8 protein-coding genes are annotated in these 17,727 nt (G+C 34.4%); all 8 read left to right on the forward strand.

From position 1 onward, the window contains the following. The first annotated feature begins 5 nt into the window (after window positions 1–5). The 8 genes from JOOMADRAFT_RS07735 (at window position 6) to JOOMADRAFT_RS07770 (ending at window position 17,686) form a co-directional block, all read left to right on the forward strand. The gene (locus JOOMADRAFT_RS07735; RefSeq protein ID WP_008612417.1) at window positions 6–1,586 is read left to right on the forward strand and encodes a SusD/RagB family nutrient-binding outer membrane lipoprotein; all 1,581 of its coding nucleotides are present in this window, start codon (window positions 6–8) and stop codon (window positions 1,584–1,586) included. 5 nt (window positions 1,587–1,591) lie between these two features. After that, window positions 1,592–3,229: an alkaline phosphatase family protein gene (locus JOOMADRAFT_RS07740; protein ID WP_050989668.1), complete on the forward strand. Its 1,638-nt coding sequence runs from the start codon at window positions 1,592–1,594 to the stop codon at window positions 3,227–3,229. Between the two features lie 7 nt (window positions 3,230–3,236). Then, window positions 3,237–4,499, forward strand: a complete 1,263-nt coding sequence (locus tag JOOMADRAFT_RS07745; protein WP_008612419.1) for a ComEC/Rec2 family competence protein — start codon at window positions 3,237–3,239, stop codon at window positions 4,497–4,499. Continuing rightward, entirely contained in the window at window positions 4,486–5,823 is a 1,338-nt protein-coding gene (gene pbfA, locus JOOMADRAFT_RS07750) for a (R)-1-hydroxy-2-aminoethylphosphonate ammonia-lyase (protein WP_008612420.1), read from the forward strand. Before JOOMADRAFT_RS07745 ends, pbfA begins: the two co-directional genes overlap by 14 nt. 2 nt (window positions 5,824–5,825) lie before the next feature. After that, on the forward strand, window positions 5,826–7,424 hold the full coding sequence (locus JOOMADRAFT_RS07755) for a purple acid phosphatase family protein (protein WP_008612421.1): 1,599 nt from the start codon (window positions 5,826–5,828) through the stop codon (window positions 7,422–7,424). A 102-nt stretch (window positions 7,425–7,526) separates the two neighbouring features. Beyond that, window positions 7,527–8,603, forward strand: a complete 1,077-nt coding sequence (locus JOOMADRAFT_RS07760; protein ID WP_008612422.1) for an alkaline phosphatase family protein — start codon at window positions 7,527–7,529, stop codon at window positions 8,601–8,603. A 580-nt stretch (window positions 8,604–9,183) separates the two neighbouring features. Then, a complete protein-coding gene (locus JOOMADRAFT_RS19665) occupies window positions 9,184–13,047 on the forward strand; it encodes a hypothetical protein (protein ID WP_008612423.1) in 3,864 nt (1,287 codons plus the stop codon). A gap of 91 nt (window positions 13,048–13,138) precedes the next feature. Continuing rightward, entirely contained in the window at window positions 13,139–17,686 is a 4,548-nt protein-coding gene (locus tag JOOMADRAFT_RS07770) for a DUF4347 domain-containing protein (protein ID WP_157136663.1), read from the forward strand. The last annotated feature ends 41 nt before the right edge of the window (window positions 17,687–17,727 follow it).

Here is a 17,727-nt window from a genome sequence, read left to right on the forward strand (position 1 = left end):
TAGAAATGAAGAAAAATCAATTTATAAAGAAGCTATTTTTAGGGGCTACAATGATACTTTCATTAAATGCCTGTACTAAAGATTTTGAAGAAATAAATGCAAATCCTAATTATCCTGAAAAGGCAGCATCAGAATTATTATTGCCAGGGATTTTAAGACAAATGTCTTACAATTGGGGTAATATGGGCTGGGAACAAGGCTTTACAGTTGCACAATATGGAGCAAGACTACAGTTTACAAGTGGAGATCGCTATAATTGGTCGCCAACAGGAAACCCATATAACGATGCCTATGATGCGCTTAGAGATGTTGAGAATATTATAGAATCTACGGTAGGTGTAAAAGGACAAGAAAATTACTTAGCTGTTGCTTTAATAGTAAAATCTTGGATTTATTCTTACTTAACAGATGCTTATGGAGATGTGCCATACACACAAGCAACAAAAGGAATAAGAGAAGATAATATTACACCAGAATTTACACCACAGAGTGAAATTTATGATGGACTAATTACAGATCTTACTGTTGCAAATAATTTATTAAAAGGAGCTGCTACTATCTCTGGGGATATTCTTTACAATGGAGATGTTACTAAATGGAGAAAGTTCTCAAACTCTTTGCGATTAAGATTATTAATGAGAATTAGTGATGTAGATAAAGCGAGAGCAATTTCGGAAATGAAGGAAATAACAAATGCTCCTTCAGAATTTCCAATTTTTGAAAGCAATGGAGATGCTGCAGTGATACAATGGAATTCTGATAATCCACAGCCTAAATTTACTACTCGATCTGGAAGTTATGATGAGGTAAGGTTAAGTACTACTTTAGAAACTAGGCTAAAGGATTTAAACGACCAAAGATTAATTGTTTTTGCCCAGCCTACTTCGGCATCAGGAAAAGGGATTTATTCGGATAATATGGACGATTATGTAGGGATGCCAAATGGTTTAAATGATGAAGATGCATTGGCATATAGTCCTTCTGGGGATCCACAAAAATCGGGTTCTAATTTTATTTCTCGTTTAGGGGTTTTACTTACATGTAGAGCATGTGATCCTGAAAATGCTTCTCCAACAGCTTCTCAAACTATTATAATGAGTTATTCTGAACTTCAGTTTATTTTAGCGGAAGCTCGCGAGAAAAATTTTATTACTGCAGGGACATCAGAGCAGTATTATGAAAATGGAATTTATGCTTCATTTGAGTATTATTTAGAAAGAATTAATGCTGGAGGTTGGAATGAAATAGCTACAAGCTTGGCAAATTTTGATGTAGATGCATATATAAATCAAGAAAAAGTAGCTTATACAGGAACTTCCGAAGAAAAACTAGGGAAAGTGGCTATGCAAAAATGGATTTCACTTTTCTACACAGGTTTTGAAGCTTGGTCGGATTGGAGACGTACCAATATGCCAGCAATAGTGCCTGGTCCAGATGCTGCTAACGGAGGGAAAGTGCCAGTTCGTTTTCAATATCCAAATTCAGTAAAATCTACAAACAATGCAAACTACCAAGAGGCTGTGAGCAGAATGGGAGGAGATAATCTAAATACATTGCTTTGGTGGGATGTGTCTGTGAATAATTAATATCTATGAAATTTAAAAAAATCATTTTTATGGTAACCACAAGTCTTTTAGGCTTGTGGTCTTGCCATAATAATTCTACTGAGAACAGAGAAATTAAACATGTTGTTGTAATTGGGTTTGATGGACTTAGTCCAGATGGGATTAGAAATGCTTCCACACCTAATTTTGATAAGGTTATTGCTGAAGGGGCTTCTACCATGCGAGCAAGAGCCGTACTTCCTACAAGTTCTAGTTCTAATTGGGCATCTATGATAATGGGAGCTAGCCCTTCTCAACATGGGATTACATCTAATGCGTGGAATAAAGACAATTTTGAGTTACCTACAGTAGTTCAAGGGGAAGATTTTTTGTTTCCTACGGTCTTTAATTTAATAAATAAGCAAAAAGAAAATACAGAGATAGGTGCTATCTATCATTGGAGCGATTTTGGTAGATTGTTTGAGAAAAGTGCTGTTAATTTTGATATTCATGCAGACACAGAAGAACAGACTGCCGCCGTAGCAAGTAGTTATATTAAGAACAAAAAACCGACTTTTACTTTTATTCATTTTGACCATATTGATCATGCTGGTCATGAATACGGACATGGAACACCAGAATATTATGAATCGGTTACAAAAGGAGATAAATTATTAGGAGAGGTTTTATCGGCAATTAAAAAAGCTGGAATACTAGAAAATACATTAGTTATTATTTCTTCGGATCATGGTGGAGTAGGAAAAGGACATGGAGGGGAGTCTTTAGCAGAAATTGAAATCCCATTTATTGCCTGGGGGAAATCAGTTAAAAAGGGATATGAAATTAAAACGCCCGTATATCAATATGACAATGCTGCTACCGTTGCCTATGCATTAGGTGTTAAAACGCCTACAGCATGGATAGGAAAGCCTGTTCTGTCATTGTTTGAAGGGAATGAAATAAAGGGTGATGAGTATCTTATTGAAGATCGTTTGGTAGCTCCCATAATAAAGCCAGAAGCTAGTTTGAATAAAAGAGCAGGAGGTCTTTTTTTTAATGAAACGAAATTGGAAATAATAAATCCAAATAAAGAAGGTGTTATTAGATATACTTTAGATGGGTCTATGCCTACAAAAAAATCAACAGTATATGAGGGTATTATTGATATAACCGACAATAAAGTAGTAAAAGCAGCAATATTTTTAGAGGGGAAAATATCGAGTCCCTTAAGCGAAGCCTTTTTTAGAATTCGTCATGATGATAGAAAGAGAGTATCTTATAAAATTTATTATTTAGTGAATCTTACTTCTCTTCCTGAACTGTTCAATAAAACTCCAGATGATAGTGGTAACACCTATGAAATCACTTCAGAAGAAATAAAAGAGAAGATAAAAGAGAACACAGCAGTAATTTATACAGCAATTATAGATATTAAAAAAGCAGCTAATTATACTTTCTACACTAGATCTGACGATGGGAGTAAACTATGGATTGATAATGAGTTGGTAGTAGCTAATGATGGCGACCATGGGGTACTAGAAAAATCTGGAACTGTTAAGCTTAATGCTGGAGAACATGCTATAAAAGTAGCTTGGTTTAATGGAGGAGGAGATGGTTGGTTAGATGTTTATTATAAAGATGGTAAAAGTCCAAAGCAACTAGTTTCTACAGAACTTTTAAATTAAAAACAGCGTGCAAACAACTATAAAACTAGCTTTATATTTTTTATTCATTCTGTGCTTTTATAAAGGAATCTCTCAAGAGATGTACCCAAATTGGGAACCTGGTATTTTAGAGATTCATCATATAAACACTGGTAGAGGAGACGCTACTTTTTGTGTTTTTCCAGATGGAACTACTTTGCTTATAGATGCAGGAGATACCTCAGAAACACATCCAAGAACTTTGTCTGATAGAAATGCAAAATTGCTTCCTAATAGAAGTAGAACTGCTCCTGAATGGATTGTAGATTATATAAATCAATTTCATCCAAAACCAAAAGGGCAGACTTTAGATTATGCCTTGATTACGCATTATCATGATGATCATTTTGGAGAAGTAGATAGTACACGGTTATATTCTAAAAAAGGGAAGTATCAATTAACCGGAATTGTTGCTGTTGGAGATGCTATTCCTATTAAAAACTTAATAGATAGAGGTTCTCAGTTTCCTATAGATTTAAAAGATGAACAGGTTCAAAAGGAGCTATCTGCAGATAAATATCATATAATTCCAACTTTGAAAAATTATTGGAAGTATAGTGATGTACACTCTAAAAATGGATTGAAACATTCTGTTCTAAAAGCAGGAATGCTAAATCAAATAAGACTGTTATATAATCCTGAAAATTATAAGAGTTTTTCTGTCAGAAATATTGCTGTAAATGGTAATGTCTGGACAGGAGAAAAGGAAAATTACTACGCATTATTTTCAGAAGGAGACTCTCCTTCTGAAAATAATTTAAGTACCGTTATAAAAATTTCATTTGGTTTGTTTGATTATTATACCGGAGGAGATATTAGCGGGGTAAATGCAATAGGGGCAACCGATTTTAATTCCCTAGAATCCAATATTGCTCCTGTTGTAGGCCCTGTTGATGTTGCTACCTTAAATCATCATGGAAATAGAGATTCTCAAAATGCATTTTATGTAAGAACACTTCGTCCTCGAGTATGGGTACAACAAAATTGGTCGTCAGATCATCCTGGAGAAGAAGTGCTCAGAAGAATACTTAGTAAAGAAATATATCCTGGGGAGCGAGATGTGTTTTCAACAGTAATGCTAGCTGCAAATAAAAAAGTAATAGGCAATCGCTTAGATGCGTATAAAAGTCAGGAAGGACATATTGTAGTAAGGGTTTATAATGATGGAAAAAAATACAATGTTTACATTTTGAATGATAAAGATGAAAAGCGTAATGTGGTAAATAAATTTGGTCCTTATGAAGCAAGGTGAAATTAATAAAAGAACAGAAGGAGATATTAATACTACTTCAGAAAGGGAAAAATGGAACCTTCGAGAAAAGGATAGGCATACACAGTTAATTTTAGAAAAGGACGAACGTTATTTTATGCATCAATCTATGTCTACTCCTTGTTTGGATGTTTTAAAATCATCTAAAAATAGTTATATAGAGAATTTGTCTGGAAATAAATATTTAGATTTTCATGGTAATAATGTGCATCAAATAGGTTTTGGAAATGAGGAATTAATTCAAAAATTAATAGCGCAATTAAAAACACTTTCTTTTTCTACAAGAAGGTATACCAATGAACCAGCCGTTTTATTTGCTGAGAAATTAGCGTCTATAGCTCCATCAGATTTAAATAGAGTTTTATTAACGCCCAATGGAAGCTCTGCAATTGGAATAGCGTTAAAATTGGCTAGAGCTATTACAGGAAAGTTTAAAGTGGTTTCTTTTTGGGATTCTTTTCATGGAGCGTCTTTAGATGCTATCAGTGTTGGAGGAGAAGCGGTTTTTAGAGAAGCTATGGGGCCTCTAATGCCAGGAGTAGAAAGAATTCCACCTCCCGTTACCTATAGAGGGATTTTTGAAAATAATGAGGCCAAGTGTTTAGAATATTTGGAATATGTTTTTGCTAAAGAAGGAGATATTGGTGCTTTTTTAGCAGAAACTATTAGAAATACAGACGTACAAATTCCTTCTAAAGAGTTTTGGAAGGAGGCTCGCAAATTATGTGATAAATATGGAGTTCTTCTTATTTTAGATGAAATTCCAATAGCTTTAGGAAGGACAGGTAAATTGTTTGCTTTTGAGCATTATTCTATAGAACCAGATATTATTTGTTTAGGAAAAGGACTTGGGGGAGGAATATTTCCGCAAGCAGCGGTTATAACAAGAGATAAATATAATACATTTGGAGAACTGTCTTTGGGGCATTACACCCACGAGAAAAGTCCGCTTGGAGCAGTAGCTGGAATGGAAACGATTAGAATTGTGGAAGGTTTATTGGAGAAAGTTAAAGCAGATGAAGCTTTTCTAAAAACAGAACTCAATAGATTAAAAACAAAGTTTGATATAATAGGAGATGTAAGAGGGATTGGAATGCTTTGGGGAGTTGAATTAGTTTTAAATAGATTAACTAAAGAAAAGGCCCTAGAAGCTGCCGAGAAAGTTATGTACAATTGTTTAAGAGAAGGATTAAGTTTTAAAGTTTCTTCGGGGAATGTTTTACAATTATCGCCTCCTTTAACAATTACACGAGAGGAATTGTTAAAAGCAATTCATATTTTAGAAAACAGTATTTCAAATTTATAGAGATGAGATTAGTTTATACCAAAAGCCTGCTTATCTGTTTTTTTATGTTGAGTTTAATGTTGACTCATGCACAAACAGTTAAACAAAATTTATTAGTAGCGCCTTACTTACAAAACGCTTCTCCACAAGAAATAACTATTATGTGGGAAACAGCTGTAGGAGAAGAAAGTACAGTATTGTATGGCAAAACAACCGATTTAAAGAAAAAAGAGACAGGAATTTCTTACGATGTTAATTTTTCCGACCATAGAATTCACGAGGTAACACTTAAAGGATTAGAGCGTTTTACAACTTATTATTATAGAGTAAAAACTGGAGAAACGTATTCAGATGTTTATCAGTTTAAAACTCCTCCTTTTGCTGAAGATAAAAAAGCGTTCAATGTTTTAGCCATGAGCGATATGCAAAGAGACCATAATGAACCAGAAAAGTTTGCTGAAATTGTAAATGAAGGAATTTTAACCTACCTGAAGAAAGAATATGGAGAAGATATTTCAGACAATCTGGCTTTAGTGCTTATTCCTGGAGATTTAGTTGAAAATGGAACTAAATATGAACAATGGCAAAATGAGTTTTTTGAGCCTTCAAAGAAGTTATTTTCAAATGTACCTGTATATCCTGTATTGGGGAACCATGAAAAGAATTCTACATTCTATTTTAAATATTTTAGTCTTCCTAAAAATGGAACTCCAGCTTATGCCGAGCATTGGTGGTTTAAAGATTATGGAAATACAAGAATAATAGGGCTAAATTCAAATGACGGATATAGAGACTCTAAAGAGCAGTATATTTGGTTAAAAGAACTTTTAGAGCGTACAGCCAATAATAATGAAATAGATTTTGTTTTTGCACAATTACATCATCCACATAAATCGGAATTATGGATTCCTGGGGAGACAGATTTCACAGGAAAAGTTGTTGAATTATTAGAGAATTTTACTACCAAAACTGGAAAACCGAGTATACATTTTTTCGGACATACGCATGGGTATTCAAGAGGACAATCTAAAGAACATAAACATTTGTGGATTAATGTAGCTTCTGCTGGAGGAGCTATAGATAATTGGGGAGAATTTGAAGGACGAGATTATGATGAATTTACTGTAACTCAAGATGAGTATGGATTTGTAATGGTAGAGGTAGATCCAAACCCAGAAAATCCTAAGTTTGTTGTAAAAAGAGTTAGTAGGGGAAATACTGTACAATCTAGAAACAATGAGGTTACAGATAGTATGGTAATTTATAAGAAAAAACGCTTGCCTTACGCTCCAACAATAGAAAGTCCAATGGGAGAGCATATAGCAAATAAAGATGTACTGTTGAAGGCGGGAGGTTATAAAAGCGATTATAAAGATAGTTTTCATGCAGCTTCAAATTGGCAATTAGCTACCGATGCTGAGTTTTCTAATATTATAGTAGATAGATGGAAGCAATACCAAAATTGGTATTATAATGAAAACCGACAAAAGGATGATGATCTTACAGATGAGAAAATGCCTTTATTAAAATCTAACACTAAATATTTCTGGCGCGTACGTTATAGAGATCAAAATTTAAATTGGAGTGATTGGTCTAAAACCGCAACTTTTACAACAAAATAAAAAATAAAAATATGAAATACCCATTAGCAGTTTTATCAAATCAATCGATTTGATAATTGAGGGCATTACATCTGACTTTTTTAAATCAATAAATATTAACAAATGAAAAAGATAAGTTTACTACTTTTATTAATAACGAGCTTTATTTCGGCACAAGATAAAGATCAGAAAGTAATTTTAATTACGTTAGATGGCCTTCGTTGGCAGGAGCTATTTACTGGAGCAGATGAGAAGTTAGTTGCTAACAAAGAATATGTAGCTAATCCAGAAGGGTTAAAGAGAATGTTTTGGAAGGAAACTCCAGAAGAACGTAGAACTGCACTTTTTCCATTTGTATGGAATTTTGTAGCTGAAAGCGGACAGATTCATGGAAATAGAAATGTAGGAAGTAAGGTGAATTTAACAAACACGATGTGGTTTTCTTACCCTGGTTATAATGAAATTTTAACAGGGGCTGCAGATGATGTAAACATAAAGAGTAATGATAAGATTTATAATGCTAATATTACTATTTTAGAGTTGCTAAATAACACAGCAGATTTTAAAGATAAGGTAGCAGCCTTTGGGAGTTGGGATGTGTTTCCTTTTATAATTAATGATGAAAGAAGTGGAATCCCTGTAAATGCAGGGTTTAGAAATGCTGAAGGTGACTTAACCGAAAAAGAAGAGTTTTTAAATCAATTGCAGACTGAAATTCCTAGCCCATGGGGGAGTGTTCGTTTGGATGCTTTTACGCATCACTATGCAAAAGAATACATACAAAAAGAGCATCCTAAGGTAGTTTATATTTCCTACGGAGAAACAGACGATTTTGCGCATGATGGTCATTATGAAGCATATTTAAAATCGGCACATACTACAGATTCTTTTATAAAAGATTTATGGGAATATGTACAAGCAGATCCTTTTTATAAAGACAATACAACTTTTATAATTACTACAGATCATGGTCGTGGTACAACGCCTTTAAAAACATGGAGAAGTCACGGAAGAGATATTAAGGGAGCAGATGAGGTGTGGTTAATTGCTTTTGGTGCTAATGTAAATACATTGGGAGAAGTTAAACATGATGAGCAATTATACAGTAATCAAATTGCACCTACTATTTTAAATATCTTGAATACCAAAATCGATACCAAAACAATGAAAGGTGCTGATTTAAAAATAACAAATCCTTAAACATAAATTAGTTAAGGTTTTACAATAGTATAATAGCCTTCTCTTAAAATAGAGAAGGCTAAATTATTTTCAAACTAGTTTCCTACTTTTTATAATTCTAAGTTTTACTTTATATACGTAAGCGTGCTAGTTTATTATTAAAGACTACACAATGTAATTTCTCTTCAATTTTAATATTCAGCTTTTAAGTTACAAATTTAAACTGCTTACTAAGCTATACTGAGGGCTAAAATCATAGCGTAATGTAGATTTTTTTCAACTAGGTAGTAGTTGTTTTTACACTCTAATTTACTTGAGTATTATTAGAATTTAGTCTATTTTTTTTAAATATTTTTATTAAGTTAAAATATATCTTCATTCTTTAAGAATAGTTCAAAAATTAAAGTTTTTAATACTATTAATAATGATTTGAAAGAGAATTCTTTATGATTTTTAGGATGAAAAAGAAGGTTTTGTAAGTAGTTTATCGATTTTATATCGCTTTTAGTCTAATAGGAGTCAATTATGAGTGACGAAAATGATGATTGGGTTTCTTAATAAGTGAAGGCTAAACTATATAAAATAAATTACGATATAACGAATGAAAAAATTATTACTTTTTCTAGCATTAACTATTGGCTATTTTTCCTATTCTCAAGTTGGGATAGGAAATACATATCCCAATAGTTCCTCTCAACTAGATGTTGAAGCCCAAGACAAGGGGTTGCTTATTCCGAGACTTGCACTCAAAAGTACAACAGATTCAAGTACTATAGTTAACGGTAATGTTAACAGTTTGTTAGTTTTTAATACAGCTACTACTACCGATTTAATACCGGGGTACTATTATTGGTATGTAGATAAATGGCTTCGTATTCTTAATGCAAACGATGTTAATGGTACTGGGGATCTCCCAGATAACATTGTTATTTACAATCCATTAGAGGAGACATTTAACTATATTGACAATGAAGGGAATCTTCAAAATATAAGTTTTGAAGATATTGTAAAGGCTAATGAAACCGTAACTGTTATAAAGGATAACGGAGATGGAACGTATACGCATACTTCTGAAGATGGAACGGTAACTACTATTAATGTTCCTGCAGATGTAATCAACCAATTTCAAGATATTGTCAAAAATGAAAATGTAAGGAATGAGATTACTAACTTAATTAATAGTATAGGTGGTAATGTTTATTATGATGGTAATAACTTTACATATATAGATGAAAATGGTGCTGAGCAAACAATCAACTTAGGTGATATCGTTAAAGCGAATGAAACAATAACTGTTTTAAAAGATAATGGAGATGGAACGTATACACATACTTCTGAAGATGATACTAAAACTACCTTTAAAGTTACACAAAGTGGAACAGGTAATCCAAATAATAACAATACAACAGGTGGTGCGGGAGATATTTATGTAGATGAGTCTACAGGAGATGTTTATACACACAATGGAATAACTTGGGTTCAGGTAGCAGGAGATAACTTAATTATAGATGAAGGAGACCCTAACGATAACAACACCTCTGGAAACGAAGGGGATGTATATATCGATAACTCTACAGGCGACACGTATGTGTATAATGAAACTACAGGCGAGTGGGAACAAAACACAGACAGTTTAAGTGTAGTAGACGGAAAAGCAACACATACAGCAGTTGATGGCACAGTAGAAACCTTTGATGTAAGTCAAAGCGGAACAGGTAATCCAAATAATAATAACACAACAGGTGATGCAGGAGATATTTATGTAGATGAGTCTACAGGAGATGTTTATACACACAATGGAACAACTTGGGTTCAGGTAGCAGGAGATAACTTAATTATAGATGAAGGAGATCCTAACGATAACAACACTGAAGGAAACGAAGGGGATGTATATATTGATAATTCCACAGGTAATACCTATGTATATAATGAAACTACAGGCGAGTGGGAACAAAACACAGACAGTTTAAGTGTAGTAGACGGAAAAGCAACACACACGGCAGTAGATGGCACAGTAGAAACCTTTGATGTAAGTCAAAGTGGAACAGGTAATCCAAATAATAACAATACAACAGGTGATGCAGGAGATATTTATGTAGATGAGTCTACAGGAGATGTTTATACACACAATGGAACAACTTGGGTTCAGGTAGCAGGAGATAACTTAATTATAGATGAAGGAGATCCTAACGATAACAACACTTCTGGGAACGACGGTGATGTATATATTGATAATTCCACAGGTAATACTTATGTATATAATGAAACTACAGGTGAGTGGGAGCAAAGCACAGACAGTTTAAGTGTAGTAGACGGAAAAGCAACACATACAGCAGTTGATGGCACTGTAGAAACCTTTGATGTAAGTCAAAGCGGAACAGGTAATCCAAATAATAATAATACGACAGGTGATGCAGGAGATATTTATGTAGATGAGTCTACAGGAGATGTTTATACATTTGTTAATGACCCTGATGGAGACCCTACTACGGATGATGCAGTTTGGGTTCAATCAAATGTTGGAGATGATGAGAGTCAGACTATTTTAGTAAGTACAACCGATAAAAGCGAATTATACTACGTATCGGAAGCTTATTTAGCGGCAAATAATCAAACAGCCCCTACAAGTACAGATGCTGATGGATGGGATCCTACATCTTTACCAACAGGAATTTATGCAATTGATATTGCAGGTGGTGTAGTAAACAATTTTGAAAATATCGTTAACAGCGGCCCAGTTACTATTAATGGAGATACGTATACTACTGTTGAAGAATATTTAGAAAATATCGTAAGCGCTAATGAGAGTCAGACTATTTTAGTAAGTACAACCGATAAAAGCGAATTATACTATGTATCGGAAGCTTATTTAGCGGCAAATAATCAAACAGCCCCTACAAGTACAGATGCTGATGGATGGGATCCTGCATCTTTACCAGCAGGAATTTATGCAATTGATATTGTAGGCGGGGTAGTAAACAATTTTGAAAATATCGTTAACAGCGGCCCAGTTACTATCAATGGAGATACGTATACTACTGTTGAAGAATATTTAGAAAACATCGTAAGCGCTAATGAGAGTCAGACTATTTTAGTAAGTACAACCGATAAAAGCGAATTATACTATGTATCGGAAGCTTATTTAGCGGCAAATAATCAAACAGCCCCTACAAGTACAGATGCTGATGGATGGGATCCTGCATCTTTACCAACAGGAATTTATGCAATTGATATTGTAGGTGGTGTAGTAAACAATTTTGAAAATATCGTTAACAGCGGCCCAGTTACTATCAATGGAGATACGTATACTACTGTTGAAGAATATTTAGAAAACATCGTAAGCGCTAATGAGAGTCAGACTATTTTAGTTAGTACAACCGATAAAAGCGAATTATACTATGTATCGGAAGCTTATTTAGCGGCAAATAACCAAACAGCCCCTACAAGTACAGATGCTGATGGATGGGATCCTGCATCTTTACCAGCAGGAATTTATGCAATTGATATTGTAGGCGGGGTAGTAAACAATTTTGAAAATATCGTTAACAGCGGCCCAGTTACTATTAATGGAGATACGTATACTACTGTTGAAGAATATTTAGAAAACATCGTAAGCGCTAATGAGAGTCAGACTATTTTAGTAAGTACAACCGATAAAAGCGAATTATACTACGTATCGGAAGCTTATTTAGCGGCAAATAATCAAACAGCCCCTACAAGTACAGATGCTGATGGATGGGATCCTGCATCTTTACCAACAGGAATTTATGCAATTGATATTGTAGGTGGTGTAGTAAACAATTTTGAAAATATCGTTAACAGCGGCCCAGTTACTATCAATGGAGAGACATTTACTACCATTGAGGATTATCTTGAGAGTAAAGAACCTTGGAATGTGGAAAATACTTCTACTCCAGCAATAAGCAATACAGAAAACATTTATCAAAAGGGAAAAATAGGGATCGGAGATTTTTCAGGAGAAACAACTACCGAGAGCTTAGATATTAAAACTGGGAGCGCAAGAATACGTGAGGTTAATACAAATGTAGGAACCATAGAAGCTGCTACAACAGGACAAAAAGACCGTGTGTTAGTAGCCGATGCAAATGGAATCATAAAATCATTAAAGGCAACCTTACCTAAGTTTTTCTTTATGCCATCTGTTTTAATACCAGTTATTGCAGAGCAGGTTCCTGCTGGAGATACATTTGGAACAATAGATCTTCATGCAAAATATATCGATCAATTTGGAACACCTCAGGCAAGTAGTGATACTTCATTAGATGTAGCTATACCAGTTTTACCAGCTGATGAGTTAGCATATCATATTACATGGTATGATGAAGAAGTATTTGAAAATGTTGCTGTTTCAGCAGCTGGAGTGCTTACGTATGATGTTATAGCAGGAGCAGATATCTATGAGGGGTCTTTTATGAATATAGTATTTGTTGTAAAGGAAGATTAATACTGAAATCTAAATTTTTTATAACAATTAATGAACCAATTTTATGTGCAGAATTAAATATATCATAATACTTATTATATACATGTTTATAGTGAGCTTTACTTTTTCAAAAAGCTCATCTGAGACTGTATATATAGATATTGCTGTTAAGAAGAGTGATAGTTTTCTTGTTATAAATAAGAATTTAGATTCAAGAACTTATCATTTAATAACTCATGGTCGTCCAGGACAATTATTGATAGAAGGTAAATGGCTGAACGCCGAGCAAATTACTGACTTTCTCAAACCTAAAATTCAAAACTCAGAATTCAAAATTCAAAACTTAAATATTTATGGTTGTGAATTTGCTAAAGGAGAAGAAGGGATAAATGCAGTTAAATACATAGAAAGTAAATTAGATGTAAAAGTTTCTGCATCTACTAATCTTACAGGAAAAGATGGAGATTGGGTGTTAGAAGTAGGTGTTAAGGCTAATTTTAGTTTTTTAAAAGATTATCCTTATACTTTACAAACAGGCCCTAATGATGACTTAGATGGAGACACTGTACTTAATAAAGATGATTTAGATGATGATAATGATGGAATTCTAGATACTAATGAGAGTTCGAATTGTGTTAATAATATTGTTATAACAGATTTGGTTTCTAGTAGAGAAAACATACCAGAAGAAGGGACTCCTTATTGCAATGGTCTTTTAAATAGTTATACCCATTTTGGACCTAGGGGTTATCTAGAATCTCAAAATGATATACCAGGAACTTATGAGGCGGTTTTTACCTATGCTGGTTTAGATACATCAAAAGAGGCAATATTTCAACATCGTTTTGTTTATTCAAATGTTAATGGTAGTCATGGAGTATATGGTGTAAATGATGCAGATGTCAGGCTTACTACTAGAATATATGTTAACAATACCTTAATTAGAACAACAATAGTTCAGGGAATAGAATATACTAGTGCATCAGGAGAAAGAGATATTAAATATTATACATTTACTCCTAATTCTCCTTCAGGAACAGTTACCGTTCGAACTACTTTTGAAAGATTTAATGGGTATTGTAACCACCTTCCAGAAATACATTTTTCTAATGCAGAGATTAGACAAGAGGGAAATGAGCTTACTTGTGATTCAATTGATACGGACAATGATGGTCTTCCAAACCATCAAGATCTTGATAGTGATGGAGATGGTTGCCCAGATGCTTTAGAAGGCGATGGAGGAATAACTTCAAATCAATTACAAACCTCTAACATTAATGGAGGAAATACAGGAGCAGAATACAATGGTACCGCAGGTCCTGTAATAGATAATCTTGGAAATAATGTGGGTGACACTGGGATACCAACAATCGCTAATGGAGGACAAGCTGTTGGAACTTCACAAAATGCTTCTGCAATTAATGAAGAAGAATGCGGTGCAGTTCCAACAGCTTGTGATGACTTAGATGGTGATGGATTTTGTAATGCTTCTGATTCAGATGATGATAACGATGGTATCTTAGATATAGATGAACAAGAGTGTACAAGTAATGGCTTATTGTTAAAAGATTATGATGGAGTATGGACTAATAAACACGGAGATAGTTATAAACAATATAGTGAGAATACAGGGATAAGAGTAGCCAGTTATAGAGATACGGGAACAGAATCTTATAAATTTTCTTTATCAGATTTAAATCCAAATGTAGTTAATACGTTAAGGTTCAGATATTATAGTTTGAATCCTCAAAACATTAGAAGTCAAAATGTTACGTTAAAGGTGAATGGAACTTCTTTATTTTCATATACCACAACAAAAGGACAACCAGATCCTCCTCCAGCATACACAGTAGATCATGGTTATAAAACAGTTTCTTTTACACCTACTTCTGAAACAGCGGAAGTGATATTAGAGTTTGTAGCTCCTACTTCTGCAGGAGGTACAAGCGATGGACTTTTTAGAGAGTTTAATGTAAATGGAGAAACTAACCTTACATGTACTCCAATTGATACGGACAATGATGGTCTTCCAAACCATCAAGATCTTGATAGCGATGGAGATGGTTGCCCTGATGCCTTAGAGGGCGATGGAGGAATAACCTCAGGTCAATTACAAACCTCTAATATTAATGGAGGAAATACTGGTTCAGGATATAATGGTATAGCAGGCCCTGTAAATCAGAATCTTGGAAATGGGGTAGATGATGAAGGGGTGCCAACAATTGCTAATAATGGTCAAGCTATTGGAACCTCACAAGATGCTACAACAATTAATGAAGAAGAATGCGGTGATGGTACTGGATGTAGTCAATGTTCTGTAGCTGGAGTAGTTGGTGGCTCTGAAGCTTGTGATGACTTTGATGGTGATGGTATTTTGAATAGTTGTGATTTAGATGATGATAACGATGGGATTTTGGATACCGTCGAAGGATGTATTACTAATCACATAACCCGCAACTGGGTAGACGAAGGAAATGGGGTGTATACATCTGTAGATCCATTAACAGGTATAGCCACCACCATTACTTTGGGTAATTATTCTACATTTTGGGATAACGGTACCAACGCAGGGAACAATAGTAGGACTGGTTGTAGTACATGTACTGAGACTGGAGAAGACTTGAATTCGGGGAGAAATATGAATTTTGGCGCTGGAAATGGGGGAGGCTCTTCTTCAGGAACATTTGAGATATCGTTTACTGACGCAAGTGGCCAGCCACTCAATATTAAATCCCCTAAAATCCACATTTTGGGTATGGGGGGAAGTGCAGGTTCTCCTACTAAGTTTACATCTGTACAGTTGATAGCACAGAATTCCTTGACATTGACAAAACTATGTGGAGGGATAGCTCTTAAAAATTCCAATGAACTGATACATTCTAGAATAACAGATAATACCAATAATACAAGGGTGTTAAGTTGTGATTCGGGAGAAGAGAATGGAAGTTTTATTCTTAATGATACAAACTCTTTATTCACATTTCAGGTAACAATGCTAGGGACTGCAGCATTACCTAGTTCTAGTATTCAAGATGCATTCATCTTTTATGTGGAATATTCTTATTGTGAAGAAGACACAGATGAAGATGGTATTCCAAACCAATTTGACCTAGATAGTGATGATGATGGCTGCTCAGATGCTTTTGAATCTGGAGCAACTACAAATAAAACAGCAAGTAAATTTAATACAACACAGGGAGCAGGTAATGGCGATGAAAATGGCGATGGTCTAGCAGATGTTGTAGATAATGGAGCTAATAGTGGTACTGCCAATGATGGAATTCCAGATTATAATTATTTACCATATGCATATGATAAAGATTTAAATTATTGTACAGATACAGATAATGATGGTGTACCTGATATAGTAGATTTAGACGATGATAATGATGGTATTTTGGATAAAATAGAATGTCCTGCAGCTTATACAAATTTAGTAGATGGTGGTGGTTTTACTACCAATCCTCCTACGTCAAATTGGTATTATTCAAATAGTACATTTAATTATGAGACTTCTAGTGGAAATTTTCCATTTTATTACTCAGGTACTCAAAAAAATTCAACACTTACTACAGGATTATTTGCTGAAATAGAAGGAGATAACACAAATTCTGGAACCTTAAATGCATTAATGGAACTAAATGGCGCTACTGATGCCTTGGTAACTAGACTTAATCAGGAGCTCATACCTGGAGTAACTTATAAGTTCAGTTATGATGCTGGACTTCGAGGTTCAGGTGGAGTTGCAGGACAAAATTGTACGTTGCAATTATACAATGCAGATACTGATGAAGTAGAAGCTGTCTTAAGTTCAATTCCACTTCAAGACCTACCTTCATATGGAGCAACACCAAACTACATAACAATTTCAGGGTCATATACTGTAACCAGAAAAGGAAATTATTATTTACTCTTTATGAATGCAGGAAATGGCGGTACTAATAATGATTATATTATGGATAGAGTTGCTATGGTTGGAGAAAAAACAAATGTTGCTATTTGTGATATAGACGGAGATGGTATTCCTAATCATTTAGACCTTGATAGCGATGGAGATGGTTGCCCAGATGCCTTAGAAGGCGATGGAGGAATAACCTCAAGTCAACTAGAAACTTCAAGCATTAATGGAGGTAATTCAGGTGCAGAATACAATGGCATAGCAGGTCCTGTAAATCAGAATCTTGGAAATGAGGTAGATGATAATGGGGTTCCAACAATTGTTAATGGAGGACAAGATTTTGGAACTTCACAAGACGCAACTACAATTAATCAAGAAGAATGTGGAACTGGATGCAGTCAATGTTTTATAGCTGGAGTAGTAGGTGGCACGGAAGCTTGTGATGATTTTGATAACGATGGTATTCTTAATAGTTGTGATTTAGATGATGATAACGATGGAATTCTAGATACAGTAGAAGCTGATTATACAGAAACAGCTGTATTAAATTTTAGTCAGCTTGGAATTACCCCACCTAACGATAATAATCCTCATGATTATTCAATAGATATTAGTGAGCAATTAGGTTATCCAGCAGGAACTACAATTTTATCTTTCAAAGATATTTATCAAATGAATTTAGGAGGGGATTTTCAGGATGATTTTTCTTCTAGTAGATTGAGTGTAAATTCCTGTAAAGTTGACCCACCCATTCCTGTTTAAATTGAGCATAGTAAAACAGGTTCTAAAAAGAGCAGTTTTGT

Origin of the sequence: Galbibacter orientalis DSM 19592 (assembly GCF_000260115.1) — a bacterium.
GTDB classification, from domain to species: domain Bacteria; phylum Bacteroidota; class Bacteroidia; order Flavobacteriales; family Flavobacteriaceae; genus Galbibacter; species Galbibacter orientalis.